This window comes from bacterium (assembly GCA_024226335.1).
Classification (GTDB): domain Bacteria; phylum Myxococcota_A; class UBA9160; order SZUA-336; family SZUA-336; genus JAAELY01.
In genome coordinates this window covers 1-15,827 of the sequence record JAAELY010000143.1, presented here as the reverse complement: position 1 = coordinate 15,827, position 15,827 = coordinate 1, and the positions used below count along the sequence as shown (strand labels likewise).

At 63.3% G+C, this 15,827-nt stretch carries 12 protein-coding genes and 1 tRNA gene; 11 read left to right on the top strand and 2 right to left on the bottom strand.

The features are described 5' to 3' along the window. From priA to rsmB, 5 genes are all read left to right on the top strand, one after another. Positions 1-1,468, top strand: a 1,468-nt coding sequence (gene priA, locus GY725_06695; protein MCP4003867.1) for a primosomal protein N', incomplete at its 5' end; no start/stop codon positions are given. A 10-nt stretch (positions 1,469-1,478) separates the two neighbouring features. Next, positions 1,479-2,027, top strand: a complete 549-nt coding sequence (gene def / locus GY725_06690; GenBank protein ID MCP4003866.1) for a peptide deformylase — start codon at positions 1,479-1,481, stop codon at positions 2,025-2,027. Between the two features lie 10 nt (positions 2,028-2,037). Continuing rightward, positions 2,038-3,054: a methionyl-tRNA formyltransferase gene (locus GY725_06685; GenBank protein ID MCP4003865.1), complete on the top strand. Its 1,017-nt coding sequence runs from the start codon at positions 2,038-2,040 to the stop codon at positions 3,052-3,054. A 7-nt stretch (positions 3,055-3,061) separates the two neighbouring features. Then, positions 3,062-3,931: a zinc metalloprotease HtpX gene (gene htpX / locus GY725_06680; protein MCP4003864.1), complete on the top strand. Its 870-nt coding sequence runs from the start codon at positions 3,062-3,064 to the stop codon at positions 3,929-3,931. After that, positions 3,928-5,262, top strand: coding sequence for a 16S rRNA (cytosine(967)-C(5))-methyltransferase RsmB (gene rsmB, locus GY725_06675; GenBank protein MCP4003863.1), 1,335 nt, complete (start codon positions 3,928-3,930; stop codon positions 5,260-5,262). Before htpX ends, rsmB begins: the two co-directional genes overlap by 4 nt. 36 nt (positions 5,263-5,298) lie before the next feature. Here the strand turns inward: rsmB and GY725_06670 are convergent, their stop codons facing one another. Continuing rightward, the gene (locus GY725_06670) at positions 5,299-6,729 is read right to left on the bottom strand and encodes a DUF1329 domain-containing protein (GenBank protein ID MCP4003862.1); all 1,431 of its coding nucleotides are present in this window, start codon (positions 6,727-6,729) and stop codon (positions 5,299-5,301) included. Between the two features lie 170 nt (positions 6,730-6,899). On the opposite strand from GY725_06670, the gene GY725_06665 reads away from it, so the two are divergent. The 3 genes from GY725_06665 to GY725_06655 all read left to right on the top strand — a co-directional run bounded on the left by GY725_06665 (position 6,900) and on the right by GY725_06655 (position 8,559). Beyond that, the gene (locus GY725_06665) at positions 6,900-7,589 is read left to right on the top strand and encodes a TVP38/TMEM64 family protein (GenBank protein MCP4003861.1); all 690 of its coding nucleotides are present in this window, start codon (positions 6,900-6,902) and stop codon (positions 7,587-7,589) included. Between the two features lie 122 nt (positions 7,590-7,711). Further along, positions 7,712-8,404 carry a ribulose-phosphate 3-epimerase gene (rpe, locus tag GY725_06660; protein ID MCP4003860.1) on the top strand — a complete coding sequence of 231 codons (693 nt, stop codon included), beginning with the start codon at positions 7,712-7,714 and terminating at the stop codon, positions 8,402-8,404. Positions 8,405-8,483: 79 nt separating this feature from the next. Beyond that, a tRNA-Ile gene (locus GY725_06655) sits at positions 8,484-8,559 on the top strand. Between the two features lie 367 nt (positions 8,560-8,926). Here GY725_06655 and GY725_06650 read toward each other — a convergent pair. Next, positions 8,927-9,547, bottom strand: a complete 621-nt coding sequence (locus GY725_06650; protein ID MCP4003859.1) for a hypothetical protein — start codon at positions 9,545-9,547, stop codon at positions 8,927-8,929. A 710-nt stretch (positions 9,548-10,257) separates the two neighbouring features. Between GY725_06650 and GY725_06645 the strand changes: the two genes are divergently transcribed. The 3 genes from GY725_06645 to GY725_06635 all read left to right on the top strand — a co-directional run bounded on the left by GY725_06645 (position 10,258) and on the right by GY725_06635 (position 15,647). Beyond that, the gene (locus tag GY725_06645; protein MCP4003858.1) at positions 10,258-12,387 is read left to right on the top strand and encodes a hypothetical protein; all 2,130 of its coding nucleotides are present in this window, start codon (positions 10,258-10,260) and stop codon (positions 12,385-12,387) included. Between the two features lie 381 nt (positions 12,388-12,768). After that, complete coding sequence (gene betA, locus GY725_06640) at positions 12,769-14,415, top strand: choline dehydrogenase (protein MCP4003857.1); 1,647 nt, start codon at positions 12,769-12,771, stop codon at positions 14,413-14,415. Then, positions 14,412-15,647: a BCCT family transporter gene (locus GY725_06635; protein ID MCP4003856.1), complete on the top strand. Its 1,236-nt coding sequence runs from the start codon at positions 14,412-14,414 to the stop codon at positions 15,645-15,647. Before betA ends, GY725_06635 begins: the two co-directional genes overlap by 4 nt. Positions 15,648-15,827: the final 180 nt, after the last annotated feature.

Sequence of the window (15,827 nt, the reverse complement as noted above, 5' to 3'; positions counted from 1 at the left end):
TCAACTGGTGGATCGCTTCCGCGCGCGCTTCGGCGATCGCGTCGCCGTCTTGCACAGTGGGCTCTCGGCGGGCGAGCGTTTCGACCAGTGGCGGCGCATCCGCGAGGGCAGTGTGCCGATCGCGATCGGTGCGCGCTCGGCCGTCTTTGCGCCGTTTTCCGACCTCGGTCTTATCGTGATCGACGAGGAGCACGACTCGGCCTACAAGAGCGAAGACCACTTCCGCTATCACGCGCGCGAAGTCGCGGGCTGGCGCGCGCGCAGTTCGGGTTGTCCGCTGGTGCTGGGATCGGCGACGCCCGACGTCGAAACGGCCTGGCGCAGTGCGCACGGTGAGATCCGGCGCCTGGTGCTGCCCGAACGCGTCGCCAACCGACCGCTGCCCGAAGTGCAGATCATCGACATGGCGCGCGAGAAGACCGCCAAGGGCAAGCGCTCGATGCTGTCGCGCGTCCTGCGCCGCGCGCTGGCCGACACGCTGGCCGCCGGCAAACAGGCCATCCTCTTCCTGAACCGGCGCGGCTTTGCGACGATGGTCTACTGCTTCAGCTGCGGCAATGCGTTGCGCTGCAAGCACTGCGACATCTCGTTGGTCTATCACGCGACCGGTGGACCGCGGCGCCGCGACAACCCCCTGGAAGGCGAGTTGCGCTGTCACTACTGCAACTACGTAGAGGCGCCGCGTTCCAGCTGTCCCGAATGCGGCAGTGCCGAGGGTTCGCTGCTGGGCTTTGGTACCGAACAACTCGAAGAAGAGGTCGCGGCCATGTACCCCAGCGCGCGCGTGGGGCGACTCGATCGCGACACGACCGCGCGCAAGGGCGAACAGCGGCGCATCCTGGCGGCCTTCCACCGCGGCGATTACGACGTGCTGGTGGGTACGCAGATGCTGGCCAAGGGGCACGATATTCCCGGCATCACCCTGGTGGGCGTGATCGCCGCCGACCTCGGCATGCACTTTCCCGATTTCCGCGCCGGCGAGCGCACCTTCCAGTTGCTGACGCAGGTGGCGGGTCGGGCGGGTCGCGGCGACGAACCCGGCCGCGTGGTCATCCAGACATTCCTGCCGGATCACTACGCCATCGCGCTGGCGCGCACCCACGACTTCCCGAGCTTCTACCGCGAAGAGATCCGGCGCCGCGAACCGCATCGCTATCCGCCCTTTCGTTCGCTGGTGCACGCGTCGCTGGTGGGCAAGAAGGAGCAGGCCGTGGAGGATGCGGCTCACGCGCTTGCCCGACTCGCGGTGCTCGTGCCGCGGGGCGACGCCAGTTCCGACGAACTCGAGGTCCTGGGGCCCGCACCGGCTCCAATCACGCGGATTCGCGACGAATTCCGCTGGCAGTTCATGCTGCTGGGAGACCGGGAAACGGTGCGCGAGATCGCCGCCGAGCTGCGCCGCCAGACCAAGGGCCGCTTCCCCGGCGTCAGCCTCCGGCTGGATACCAGCCCGCTCCAGATGCTATGAGTCTGGCACCGTGATTCTCGAAGTCCTGAAATTCCCCGATGCCCGCCTGCGCGAGACCGCCGAGCCGATCCTGGAGAGCGAGCTCGATGACTCGTTGCGCGCGCTGGTTCAGAGCATGATCGAGACCATGTACGACGAGCCCGGCATCGGCCTGGCCGCGACGCAAATTGGTGTTGCCAAGCGTCTGGTCGTGATGGACGTCAACTACGACGAAGATCAGGGGCGCGACCCGCGCGTGCTGATCAACCCAGAGATCGTGCTGGCCGAGGGCAAGATCATCTCGCCCGAGGAAGGCTGCCTTTCGGTGCCCGATTTCAACGCCGACGTACGGCGCAGCCAGCGCGTCGTGGTGCGGGCGCGCGACCTGGACTGGAAGGAAGTGGAATACGAAGGCACCGAGCTGGAGGCCTTCTGCTACCAGCACGAGGTCGATCACCTCGACGGCGTGCTGTTCATCGACCACATCAGCAAGCTGAAGCGCGATCTCTACATCCGCCGGCGCAAGAAACAGCTCCGACGCGAGCAGGAAGAGGACGCGTCCAGTCTTCCGACCTACTGAGGCGGCTGTCGTGAGTGGCGCCCCACTGCGGTTGGTCTTCCTGGGAACTCCGGAGTTTGCCGTGGCCTCGCTGCGCGCGCTGGCCGGGAGTCGACACGAACTGGTCGGCGCGATCTCGCAACCGGACCGGCCCAGAGGCCGCGGGCGCAAATCCGCAGCCACGCCCGTGAAGCAGACCGCCGAAGAACTGGGCATTCCGGTGCTGCAGCCCGAGAAGGTGGGTGCGCCCGAGGTCGTGGAGTGGCTGGCCGCGCTGCAACCCGATGTGGCCGTGGTGGTGGCCTTTGGCCAGTTCATCCCGAAGCGCGTGCGCGAGCTGCCCCGGCTCGAAATGATCAACGGACACGCGAGTCTCCTGCCGCGCTGGCGTGGAGCCGCGCCCATCCAGTGGGCGATCGCCGGCGGGGACGCGAGTACCGGAATCTCCGTGATGCGCGTGGTCAAAGAGATGGACGCGGGCGACGTCTGCCTGATGCGCGAGACGCCGATCGGCGCCGACGAGACCGCGGGCGAGCTGAGCGAGCGGCTTTCCCTCCTCGCCGCCGAGGCCCTGCTCGAGGGGATCGAGCAGATCGCCACCGGGGCAGCGGAATTCGCACCCCAGGATCCCGCCCTCGTGACCGAGGCGCCCAAGATCGATCGCGAGTTCGCGCGTGTGGACTGGGGCTGGAGCGCGGAGCGCGTGCTGCGCCGGATCCGCGCCGCGAGCCCGCGCCCGGGCGTCGATGTAAAGCTGGCGCTGTCCGGCAAGACCTTTCGTATCCTGAAGGCCAGCCCGGTGAAAACCGGCGACGGCCCGACGGTCGTACCCGGGACGGTCATTCCCGGGGCGGTTCGCGCCCACGGCCAGTGCCTGAGGGTGGGGGCGCTGGACGAATGGGTCGATGTGCTTAGACTGCAGGTCCAAGGCCGCCGGCCCGTCGAGGCAGCGGAATTTCTGCGCGGAACGGCCGTCTCAGAAGAGGAGCGCGTGGAGCCACCCCCCGGCGCCGAAGCCTCCTCTTCAAACCATCCTGTCGAGAATTAGGAACTGCATGAACAATCTGAGAACCGTTTTTCTGTTGACTGCCCTGAGTGTTGGCTTCGTGTTGGTCGGTGGCCTGCTCGGCGGCCAGCAGGGCATGATCATCGCGTTTGGCTTCGCGCTCGCGATGAACCTCTTCAGCTACTGGTTCAGCGACAAGCTCGTGCTCAAGATGTACAAGGCACAGGAAGTCAGTGAGGCCCAGTCGCCCCAGCTCTACGGAATCGTGGCCGACATGGCGCAGCGCGCCTCCTTGCCCATGCCCAAGGTCTATATGATTCCCACGTCTTCGCTAAACGCCTTTGCCACCGGTCGAAACCCCGAGCACGCAGTGGTCGCGGTCACCGAAGGTCTGCTGCAGACCATGAACCGCGCCGAGCTCTCGGGTGTGATCGCGCACGAACTCTCGCACGTGAAACACCGCGACATCCTGATCGGGTCAATCGCGGCCACGATCGCCGGCGCGATTGCCATGCTGGGTAGCATGGCGCGCTGGGGTGCGATGTTTGGCGGCTATTCGCGCGACGGCGAGGGTGGCGGTGGAAACATCCTGTTCGTGCTCCTGGCCTCGATAGTCGCGGGTCTGGCCGCGACGCTGGTGCAGATGGCCATCTCGCGCTCGCGCGAGTTCGAAGCCGACGCCGGGGCCGCGCGCATCATGGGCGATCCCAGTCCGCTGGTCTCGGCGCTGCGCAAGCTCGAACTGGGCGCGCAACAGCGCCCGATGGAGGCGAATCCCGCCACCGCGCATATGTTCATCGTGAGCCCGCTCTCCGGCGGGCGCATGTCGAAGATCTTCAGCACGCACCCGTCGACCGACGAGCGCGTCGCCAGATTGCAGGAACTGACCGGGTTGGTTTCCGTTCCAGGCCCCATGTGACCGCGACCGCCCGCGGTATTGCCTGGCACGTTCTGGAGCGTGTGGAACTGGACCGCGCCTACGCGGAACTGGTGTTGCACGCAGCTCTGCGCGAGACCGATCTCTCGCGCCGCGATCGCGCGTTTGCCACGGAACTGTCCTACGGAAGTCTGCGCATGCGCGGGCGTATCGACTGGGCCCTGGAACAGGGTCTGGACCGGCCGCTGGCGAAGGTGGAGCCGGAGATCCGCAATCTACTGCGCATCTCCGCCTATCAAATCCTGTTTCTCGAAACCATTCCGCACGCCGCCGCCGTCAACGAAGCCGTCAAGCTGGTGCAGGATGCCGACCTGGGTCGCGCAGCGGGCTTCACCAATGCGGTCTTGCGCGGACTGGCGCAGCGCTTCGATGAAGGCAAGGTCCGCTATCCCGACTTCGCTGAGGACCCGCTGGCCTATCTACAGGCCTGGGGTTCGCTGCCCGAATGGCTAGCGGAACGCTGGCTCGAACAGTTCGGCGCCGAAGAAGCCGCGCAACTCGCCGAAGCTTGTGCCCACGCACCCCCGCGCACCGTGCGCGTCGCGGCTGGAGTCGATCGCGAACATGTGGCGCGCGCATTGCGCGGTCGCGAGTCGGTGCTGGCTCCCGCGGCGGTGACCGATCTGCAGATCGACCCGGTGCGCAAACCGGCTTTCGACGAAGGCGAGTACACGATCCAGGACGAAGCCTCGCAACTGGTTCCGCTGATGCTGGGCGCGCAGCCCGGCGATACCGTAGTCGATTGTTGTGCCGCTCCCGGCGGCAAGTCCATACAACTGGCCGAGCAGGTCGGCCCCGGCGGTGAAGTGATCGCGATGGAACTGCACCAGCAGCGCCTGGCGTTGATCCACCGCGCTGCCGCCCGCATGAAGGTCTCGAACCTGCGCGTCCTGCAGCGCGACGCGGCCCACGGTTTCGATCTACAGGGTCGCTTGCGCTTCCCGCGCATCCTCGTGGACGCTCCGTGCTCTGGGTTGGGAACTCTGCGCCGCAATCCCGATGCCCGTTGGCACTTGCGGCCCAAGGACATCCCCAAAGCGGCGGCCAACGCCTATTCCATACTGGATTCCGCCGCGCGTTACGTGAGCCCCGGCGGCGTGCTCGTGTACAGCGTGTGCACGTTCACGGCCGAGGAAACCGTCGGCGTGCTGGCCCGCTTCCTTCAGGCGCACAAGAAGTTCCGCGTCGACGATCCGCGCCCCTTCCTGACACCGGAAGCCGGCAAGCTCGTGGACGACACCGGCGCGCTGGTGACGCTACCGCATCGCGATCGTTGCGACGGCTTCTACGCCGTGCGCCTCGTGCACGCCTGATCAGCGTCGGGTCAGGGCACTCCAGCGTGCGGGCGCCTAACGTCCCTTGTTCAGGCGGCCGATGTCGATCAGTCGACGGATCTTGCCCTTCGTTGGCGGCGGCGCGGTCTTGATGTTGAACACCTCGATGCGATTGCCCGTTCCCGTCTGGGTGTTCACGATGATCTGTGAATTCAGTCCCAGCGCGCGCGTTTCCTTCACGCCGTCCCAGGGTGGGTTCCAGAGCCCCTTCGGCGCCATGGGATCGGTCTGCTCGGGCGTCTGTCCGCGCCAGTCCTCGGTCCAGCGGAAGTTATGCCAGATGATCTTCCACAGTTCGCCCTTGCGATCGTAGGCGAAGCTGTACAGCGGCATATAGGTCTGTTTGTCGATCCAGATATCCTTGCGGCTGTAGGGATGATCTTCGTTCTTGGGCTCGAAGCGGATCACGAAGGCATCGCGAATTTCCCAGCGGTCGTTGGCGTACGAGAATCCGTAGGGTCCGTAGTTGTAGTCGTCGCTATAGGGAAAGCCCAGGCCCACTGTGTTGATCGGATGGAGGACCCGGTCTTCTTTCAGACAGCTCCAGTTGTACTGCGGCGGAATGCCGTTGAAGCTGCGCAGATCGTCCATCGAGAAGTCGGTGCCCTGGATGGAATCGGTGCGCTGCGCCTGTGAGATGCGTCGCACGCGGCGCAGATCCGGGATGTAGACCCAGAGATCGTCGTTGCGCGCCTCGTCGAGCGGATTGTCCGAAGCCTTGTAGCGATAGCTCAGCGTCATGATGCCGCGCGCATCGAAAGGCTCGGTGATCGTCACGCCACCGGCCGAAAGACGCTTTTCCTTCAGAAAGACATCGCCCCCGTTCGCCTGGTACTTCTCTTCGACGCGTTGCGACAGCGCCACGCCCTCGGAGCGGCCCTTGTAGAACAGCGGTAGCTGTTCGCCGCGATCCCAGTAGCTGTAGAAGAAGTTCGTGTTCCAGCCGCTGCCGTTCCACGCCTTGTTGAAGTTCCAGATGATCTGGCTACCGGCCTCGGGATCGCCCGTGCAATCGATCGAATCGGTCGGGAAGGGTCGTCCGCCCTTGTGTCCGATCAACGCTCCGTCGCGACCCAGATGCGAACCCTTCTGGTAGCGCTTCGTTGCGGCCATGTATTCGGCGGCCGGTGTGTAGTCGCGTTGCGTGGCTCCGATCTCCAGCGCCATGCCTTCGTAGAAGAAGAACTCGCGATGTTCCCAGAACTCCGGTGGCAGGAAGCCGCGCAGCTTTTCCGCGTTCTCCAGGTCGATCACATCGCCTTCCTTGAAGGGCAGACCGGGGACAGCGTCGCTCGCGCCGGCTTCGGCCTCCTGGGCGAGAGCCGAATACGTCGGCAGGCCCAGGAGACCCGTCGCGAACAGGCACGTCACCAGGACGCCTGTCTTCGGGAGGGAGAAGGGAAACAAACTCGCAAAACCGCTCGCAGATCGGACTGGATGTGTCATGGAGGCATACCGTATCAGATGACACAATGCATGCCAATACATGTTGTAACGACATCCGAGCGGGCGGAGCATCGCGATCTGTCGATTGGCGTATCCTGCCGCTACGCAAGAACCCGCGAAAGGTGAAGCCCTTGGAGGGAAATCGGAGTAGCACACTCAGGCGAATCGCATTGCTGAGCGGCGTCGCCGCGCTCATCGGCGTTCTCTACCTGTTTGGACTGTTCGAACTCGTCCGCGACCCGGAGCGCGCCCGGGCGGCGCTGGAAGGTCTGGGGATGTGGGCGCCGGTGCTCTACGTGCTGAGCTTTGCGGCTCTCGAACCGTTCTTCGTCCCCGCGCTCGCGTTCATCATCCCGGGAGCCGTCGTCTTCTCGTTTCCGACGCTCTTCCTGCTGTCGTGGCTGGCTTCGGTCGGCGCGGGAATCGTCGGCTTCAGCTTCGCGCGCTTCCTGGGGCGCGACTTCGTCGAAACGCGTCTGCCAAAAGGCCTGCATCGCTACGATCGGAGACTGGCCACGAAGGGATTGCAGACGGTGATCCTGATCCGCCTCACGCTCTTTCTGGCGCCGCCCGCCCACTGGTTGTTAGGCCTTTCGCAGGTTCGCTTCAGTAGCTTCGTGATCGGAAGCGCGCTCGGCTTCATTCCCGGAATAGCCCTGCTCACGTACCTGGTCGTGTTCGTCGGCGAGACCCTCGGCGACTGGATCGCCGACCGACCCCCGGGATTCTTCCTGGGCATCGTGATCCTGGTGATCGTCGCGATGCGTCTGGGGCGCTATGTGGAGCGGCGCCGCGCTCGGGCGAAGGAGACGCTCGCCGAGGGGGCCAGTGAGACAGGGGGAACGGATCGGCCGGGCTGAACGGTCCGAAACCGAGCCCCGCGCCTGGTTCTCGCCGATCTTCCCGCACCACGGGGTGGGCGGTTGAGCGGGATCGCCGCCCGCCGGCGGATCGTTCAGACGATCTTCCCTATAGTCCCCGCATGCCGGATTTCCGCATCGCCCCTTCAATTCTGTCCGCCGACTTCGGTCACCTGGCCGAAGAAGTCTCCGCCGCCCAGGCCGCCGGCGCCGACTGGATCCACCTGGACGTAATGGACGGCCACTTCGTCCCGAATCTGACGATCGGCCCCGACATCGTGCACGCCGTCTCGAAGGCCTGTTCCCTGGCGATGGACGTGCACCTGATGGTCGAACACCCCGAACACCTGATCGACGAGTTCGCCGACAAGGGCGCAACCGCGATCGGCGTCCACGTGGAAGCCTGCGTCCACCTGCACCGCGTGCTCGAACAGATCCACGCGCGAAACGTGCGCGCCTGCGTCGTGCTCAACCCGGCCACCCCCGCCGCGAGCATCGCACCGGTCCTGCCCGACGTCGAACAGATCCTGGTCATGACGGTCAACCCGGGCTTCGGCGGCCAGAGCTTCATCAAGCAGACCCTGCCCAAGGTCGCAGAACTGCGCAGCATGATCAGCGCAAGCGGCCGCGAAATCGACCTGGTCGTAGACGGCGGAGTCAGCGCAAAAAACGTCGCCGAAGTAGCCGCCCACGGAGCCGACGTCTTCGTCATGGGCTCAGCGTTTTTCAAATGCGAAGATCGAGACTACAAGCGCTACGTGGATCAAGTACGCGGGATACTCGAGCCCTACACGGAGGCGCCGACCGGCGAGTGAGATCTTTTCCCGGCCTTCGGTTTCCGACTCGTGTCTCTCGTTTCCCGTTTTCCGCTTCGCGTTCTAGCTTTGTTTTCTCGGGCCCTTAGCTCAGTGGTTAGAGCATCCGGCTCATAACCGGTTGGTCCCTGGTTCGAGTCCAGGAGGGCCCACCACTAAATGCGTTGGTCTTTCGGTCGGTTGGAACGGTACCCTCGGCGGGGGGATTGTTGCAGTTGGTGTCGCACTGCGTTCGGAACAGGCTCACGAAAGGCATGACAACAAGTTGTAGGGACCGGTGACGGAGCTGGCGGTGGCGGAACTATCTGGCGAATCCGGCACGAATGACCGCTGGCCTGGTATCTCCCGCGAACGTTGCGCGAAGGACCTTTCTCTTCGCCGGCCGAGTTGCGGCACACCTAACATTCGGATATCCATGCCTAGTCGCAAACTTCATAAGGCATCAGCTAGACACGGGGTTCACAAAACGTGAACCGATGCGCCTGCGGCCATTGCCAAACACAAGTGGCTGTTGTTGGGTTCTCAGGGCTCGCGCAAGAATGGCCCGATCGAGATGCTCCCCACCTGATCGGCAACGGTTCCCTCGAATCTTGCCTCGGGAAAGTCGTGTTGCAGACCTGCCGCGAGGTACTCGGCGGCCGCACGCCGCGCTTCGGAGTCGGCGGCGAACTGAGCCTCGAGGTACGCCGCAACAGCGAGCCGAGTGATGGCCTGCTGCCGAAGGGGGTCCATCGTGCGGGAGGGGGGAGCTTTCTCACACGGCCGATGCGCCGTACCGGCCGAGTCGAGGCCGCTCTCGGCGCCTCCGAGCCTGTGGAGTAGCTCTTCAGTGTCGGAGAGGTCTAGTAACCGATCAAGGGCGAAGCAGCCGACGCGATCCGGGTTGGCTAAGAAGCGGAGCGTCGCGCCTTCGAAGAAGCGCGGGGTATAGAAAGTGAATGGGCCGCGGATCGAGGCTGCGGCTGCAAGGCGCGGATCGCGGAGCCCGACGTGAAAGGTGGATAGCGTGGCCGTGAGCCCGCCCAGCGAGTGCCCTACCACCGCGATCCGCTCGAGATCGACACGCCCATCGAGAGGGCCCTTCGCGGCGCTTTGCTTCGCGATACGATCGATGATTGCCGAAACGTCCCGGGGTTGGTTCACGGCATCGTTCACATCGGGCCCACCGGAAGCACCGCGGCGCGTTCGAGGATGGTCGGCCGCTACAACGAATTAGCCGCGCTCGGAAAGATGCTTGGCGAGTAACCTACCGCCAAGTCGGTTCGAAAGGAACCCATGAACGAAGACCACCAGCGGCCGCGGATTGCTCCCATCTGCAGGATACCCGCTGCGGGTGCGGAGCGAGCGCGCCACAGCGTCGCCTCCCGACCCTGCCTCGAAATGGTCGTCTCGCGTTGCCGTCACGTATTGCGCCACCAGGCGTCGCTCACTTGGAGAGCCGTCAGGCGGTGCGACGGGCCCGACCCGGAAGGTGCAACCCACAGAGAGGGCGAGGCCCCAACAGCGCAGACGGCGAGCAATTCCAGGCGCTTTCGAATCGCCGACCTGGGTGTATGTCCCGGACGACGAGCGAGCCGGTTCCTGCACCCGCGGATTCACTCCCCGCATCTGCCTCCAATGTTCCAAGGGTTGGGGGGAAGTGCGCGGCGCTTCGATTGTGCGGAGGAAAGGAAAATTGAATGTCCTTTTCAGATGTCCCAAGGTACTGATGAGGGCGGATTTGTTTGTTGGATGGGAACGTCGTCGCTGAGGGTGCCAACGGGCCGGCTTTGCGCGCCTGAGTGCCGCTGAACAAGCCTGGATGTACATCGGAGAGGTGGCGGTCAACAGCCCGCGCCAATGAGGAGGTAGCTGTGCTACGGAGTGCAACGATCTGCGGTCTGACTCTTGCGATCGGATGTGCCGCGCCGCAACGAGAGGGAGTCGAGGAGAAGTTCAACTTCTTCCCGATTGCAACCTACGAGACGCAGGAGTCCCCTGCGGGCTACAGACTCGACGTGCTCTGGCCGTTGATCAACGCGCACCGCTCTGGAAATGCTTACGGCTCGCGTGGCCTGCCTCTCTACAATTTCGAAGATAACGGCGAAGGGGAGCGCACGACGGACATCCTGCTGCTCTACTGGCAGAAGAGGAACGAGGAGCAGGACTCCTTCCGTCAGATGCTCTTTCCGATCTGGCACTACGCTCGGACCCCCGATGAATGGAATACCCACGTCTGGCCGCTCTACGGGCAGAGGCGATACAAGACGATGGGGCAAGAGCGTCGCACCGACTCTGTCGCGCTCCCTCTCTTCCGGTACGATCGCCAGCTCGACGGCACGTACCGCAATCTCGGAATTCTGGAGTTAGGCGATTTCTTCACCCTGTATGGCAATGTGATCGGAGAAGACGGGGCGCGCCGGTGGGGAAGCAGGGAATTCGGATCCGTCCTGGACAAGCTGCTGCGCGTCTACCACCACGAGAGCAGGCGCCGGTCGCTGTCGATGGGTGAAGACAAGGATGTGTTCGACGACGCGCGGCTGACCTTGATCGAGGTCAGCTCTGGCGCTGTACTCTCGGTTCTGGGCGGCCTTTTCGAACTGGTGGGCTGGTCGAGTGAGGACTTCGGCAAACACCATTTCCGGCTCGCCGGACTGACCGACAGTCCGTGGATCTCCCTCGCGTCCACGTGGGGTTCTACCAACCGGGACGGACAGACCGTTCGCTCCGGCTCGCACATCTTCCCGATCTATGCTCGCTCTACCGATCGCGACAAGTATCAACGCACGTGGATTGCGCCGCCCCTCTTCGGGCGCGAAACGTCGGCTGACGGGACGCGCACTGCCACCGACATCCTCTGGCCACTAGGGCGCTACGCCCGCGAGGATGGACCGGATGGATCGACGCGACACGTGCGAGCTCTACCGCTTCTCTGGTTCACCCGCCGGCCCGACGCGACCACGAACATCGTCTTCCCGCTCTACTACCAGATCGAAGACAGGCACAACTCCTATAAGCACTTCGTCCCTCTCTACGGCCGACACGATCTGAATGATGGCGCCCTGCAGCGCCTGTTCGTCCTACCGCCGTTCTACATCCAGACCGAGGACAAGAGCCGCCAACTCAGCCGCAAGGAGATTCTCTACCCATTCACCCGTTTCGAGCAATCCAATCGCGGAACCATCAAACGGGTTTTCCCGCTGTTCTACCGTCGAACCTCCGAGATCAGTAGTCACTTGAATATCCTGCTCCTTCTGGATCTGGAAAGGGACGATGTCGGCAGCAAGACCCTTCTCTACCCGCTCTACGCTAGGCGGCGTGCAAACGGCGAGGGCGCGATGAGTTCGTATCTCCCGCTCCTCGACTACCGTTACTTCTGGTCGAGCCCTCCGGATGACGAGTCGACATCGTTGCTCTACCCATTCACGAACTTCCGCCGTGACGGTGAAGCGATCAACCGCTGGATCTTCCCGCTGTACTGGCGATCGGACGACAGCGCGGGCAATAGCCATCACCATCTATGGCCACTGTTTGGCGTCGATCGCGAAGAAGACATGGTCACCCGTTCGATGCTCTTCCCCTTCTTCTTCCGTGGCTCAACTCCGGATGGCAGGAAGACCGAGACAGGCTTTCTGTACCCGTTCGGCGGCGCGAAGCACGAGGTCGACTCGGACGTTTCGTGGATCTTTCCCCTCTACTATCACAAGCGGATGGATCCGGATGAGACAACTTGGTCGTCGAGGTCCTGGCTACTCTGGCCGCTTTTCTCTCGGCAAGCTGGCTCGGATGGCTCTCGGCGGTGGCACTCACTGTTCTATCTTTTGCGTTCCGAGAGGGTCGCGGGGGAGAACGGTGCCGAGGACTTCTCGTTTCTTGGGATGCTCTACAAGAGTCGCGAGGAGAAGGAGCGTAGCACCAAGAGTCTGGCGTTCCTTTTTCATTACGAGAACGACGGTGGGGAGAAGACCTTACGGTTGTTCCACATGATTCCGATCCGCTGGTGAGTGGGCCCAAAGGGTGGGGTCAGACCGCAGAACAATGGCTGCGATAACCGACTCCACGGGTTCTGCCCTGATTTTCCGGACGCATCCAAGAAGGTTTGGACTTCCCCCCTTGGTCTCTAGCGGCCATCGCAACACTTGACGGATTCAGTGATTTGGATTCGGTGGAGGTGTTTCGATGGCAGCAAGACGAGTTCGAGGTGTTCGCCTCGGATTCGCGCTGCGAGCGCGCTGGGGTCGACTCGTGCGCACGGTTGAGCGAGCGAGTTGCACACCGAGATGCGCTTCGCGCGCGGTAGTGGCAGTCTGTTCATATGACGCCTGCGAGGATGCGCCCCATCCCGGAAAAGAATCTGAAGCGAGTCCCGGATCGAATGTGATCTTGTGACGGATCCTGCAGACGTCCCTTACGACTTCGTCATCATCGGCGGTGGCTCCGCTGGCTGTGCGCTCGCCAATCGATTGAGTGCCAATCCGGACCAACGTGTGCTGGTGCTCGAGGCTGGCCGGACCGATGCGTGGTGGGATGTGTTCGTCCATATGCCGGCGGCGCTCGCGTTTCCTCTGGGCAGCCGCTTCTACGATTGGGGCTATTGGTCCGAGCCCGAGACGCACATGGCCAACCGCGAGATCTATCACGCTCGCGGAAAGTTGCTCGGTGGATCGAGCAGCATCAACGGGATGATCTTTCAACGGGGCAACGCAGCGGACTACGACAACTGGGCGCTGCAACCCGGGATGGAACAGTGGAGCTACGCGCATTGCTTGCCGTACTTCAAGCGGATGGAGTCCGCGGAGGCTGGTGACGAGGGGTATCGCGGCCGGGACGGCCCGATCTCGATCGAGCGTGGCCCCGCCGACGGCCCGCTGTTTGACGCGTTCTTCGCTGCGGCGCAGGAGGCGGGGCATTCGCTGACCGACGATGTGAACGGCCGCTGCCAGGAAGGCTTCGGTCGTTTTGACAGGACGATTCGCAAGGGTGCCCGTTGGAGTTCTGCGCGCGCCTACTACCATCCGGTCAGGCATCGCTCCAATCTGGATGTCCGCTACCGAGCCCACGCGACGCGAGTCCTGTTCGAGGGGCGTCGGGCGGTTGGTGTGGAGTATTCGACTGGAAAACGTGTGCGACGCGTGATGGCCAAAGAGGTCATCTCCTGCGGTGGCGCGATCAACTCCGCCCAGCTCTTGCAACTATCGGGGATTGGGCCGGCGTCCCTTCTTTCCGATCTCGGAATTGCCATCGTTGCGGATGTGCCCGGGGTGGGAGAGAACCTGCAGGATCATCTCGAAGTCTATGTGCAGCATCGTTGCCTCAAGCCCGTATCGATGTCGCCTAATATGAAACGTCGCTGGCGCCCCTGGATCGGGATGCAGTGGCTGGCGGGTACGGGGCCCGGAATGACGAATCACTTCGAAGCCGGTGGGTTCGTGCGAGGCAACGCCGAGGCGGCCTATCCCGACTTGATGATTCACTTTCTGCCGCTGGCGATTCGCTACGACGGAACGACGCCGACTCGCGACCATGGCTATCAAGTGCACATCGGGCCGATGCTCTCGGATGCGCGAGGAACACTGCGAATTCGCTCCTCGAACCCAAAGGACCCGCCCCGTCTGCGCTTCAACTATCTTTCGACGGAGCGCGACCGGCGCGAATGGATTGAAGCCATCACCTGCGCACGGAAACTGCTCAGCCAGCCGGCGTTTCGAGAATTCGACGGTGGAGAAATCTCGCCTGGCCCCGAGATCTCGAGCGACGCAGAGATTCTCGAATGGGTTGCGCGTGATGCGGAGACGGCACTTCATCCCTCCTGCACATGTCGCATGGGTGTCGACCCGCTGGCCGTCGTGGATCCGAGTTCGCTCCGGGTGCATGGCGTCGATAGGCTTCGCGTGGTCGATGCCTCGGTGATGCCTACCATCACCAACGCCAATATCTACGCACCGGTGATGATGATCGCCGAAAAGGCCGCGGACGCGATCCTCGGAGTCGAACCGCTTGCGCCTGAGTTCGTAGAGGATGGATCGCTTTGAAGTCCATCGCCTGCATGCTTCCCCTGATCCTGATGGCGAGCACCGCATCTGGATCGATGTTCGAATCGGCAAACGAATTGCTGATCGGAACCAAGGGCGAGGTGGTCCGCTATTTCGATTGGTTCTTCATCTGGGTGGCCAGTGCGGCGTTGTTCCTGGTGACCGCATTGGGTTTTTTCCCGCGCGCGAACGTACGCCTCGGTCCGGCCGACGAGAGCCCGGAGTTCAGCCGCTTCTCCTGGCTGGCGATGCTCTTCTCTGCCGGCCTGGCGTCGGGTCTGCTCTACTGGGCCGTCGCCGAACCCATCATTCACTATCAGGGCAATCCACTCCTCGAGGCTGCGGGCGGTGGTCCCGATGCGGCCGCCGCAAGTGCGCTTCGCATTACCGTCTTCCATTGGGGACTTCACGGATGGGCGCTCTACGTACTGGGCGGACTCGCGATTGCCATTTCGAGCTATCGCCACGGCCGGCCGCTCACGATTCGATCGGCGCTCTATCCAATCCTTGGGGATCGTTGGATCGACCGCTGGCCGGGTCGGCTGGCCGACCTGATTGCGCTCGTCGGGACAGTATTCGGTGTAGCGACTTCGATCGGGCTCTCTGCTGCGGCTTTGAACGCGACGCTCTTCGCCGGATTCGGCTTGCCTGTGAATTCGACCATGCAGATCGCGATCGTGTTTTCAGTCTGCGGGCTCGGAGTCGTTTCCGCGATGTCCGGATTGGCGCGAGGCATTCGGCGACTGAGTGAAGTCAATATCTGGGTGAGCATCGTCTTCCTCCTGGCGGTGCTCGCGCTTGGGCCGACCCTCCATCTGGTGGCCATGATCGGGTTCGCGGCATTCGACTACGTATTGACGGTCGTTCCCCTGGGTCTGTGGATCGGGTCCACCGAGCCGGAAAAGCAATGGCAGGCCGCGTGGACGGTCTTCTACTGGGGATGGTGGCTGGCCTGGATGCCCTTCGTGAGCCTTTTCATCGCGCGCATCTCGAAAGGGCGAACAGTGCGCGAGTTCGTGGTGTTCGTGATGGGCGCACCCACGATCGTGATTCTGGTATGGATGGTCATCCTGGGAGGCACCGCACTAGACCAGGAGATGGCGAATCCCGGCTCTCTCAGCGTCGCAGTGAACCAGGACTACAGCCTCGGAATCGTAAAGCTGCTGGAAAACGTAGCGACGGGCGAAGTCGTGATCAACGACAATTACTTCTGCCGGTACAACGACAACTAGAACTGCCGGTCCCCTGGCCGTAGATACCCCTGCCACCCTTCGGGGAGGGAGGGTCGGCGGGTGGTCACAGACGAGCAGGTTCGGTTGCTAAGGCGGAAGCGCATGGATGGGAAGAGCCAGGAGTCGTCGGCTGCGGCGGCGGGGATGAGCGTTCGGACGGCGCGGAAGTGGGAGACGGGG

Bases quoted from the DNA above. Each gene is read 5' to 3' on its own strand.
- rpe (MCP4003860.1), top strand. From the start codon at position 7,712: ATGCCGGATTTCCGCATCGCCCCTTCAATTCTGTCCGCCGACTTCGGT.
- htpX (MCP4003864.1), top strand. From the start codon at position 3,062: ATGAACAATCTGAGAACCGTTTTTCTGTTGACTGCCCTGAGTGTTGGC.
- GY725_06670 (MCP4003862.1), bottom strand. From the start codon at position 6,729: ATGACACATCCAGTCCGATCTGCGAGCGGTTTTGCGAGTTTGTTTCCC.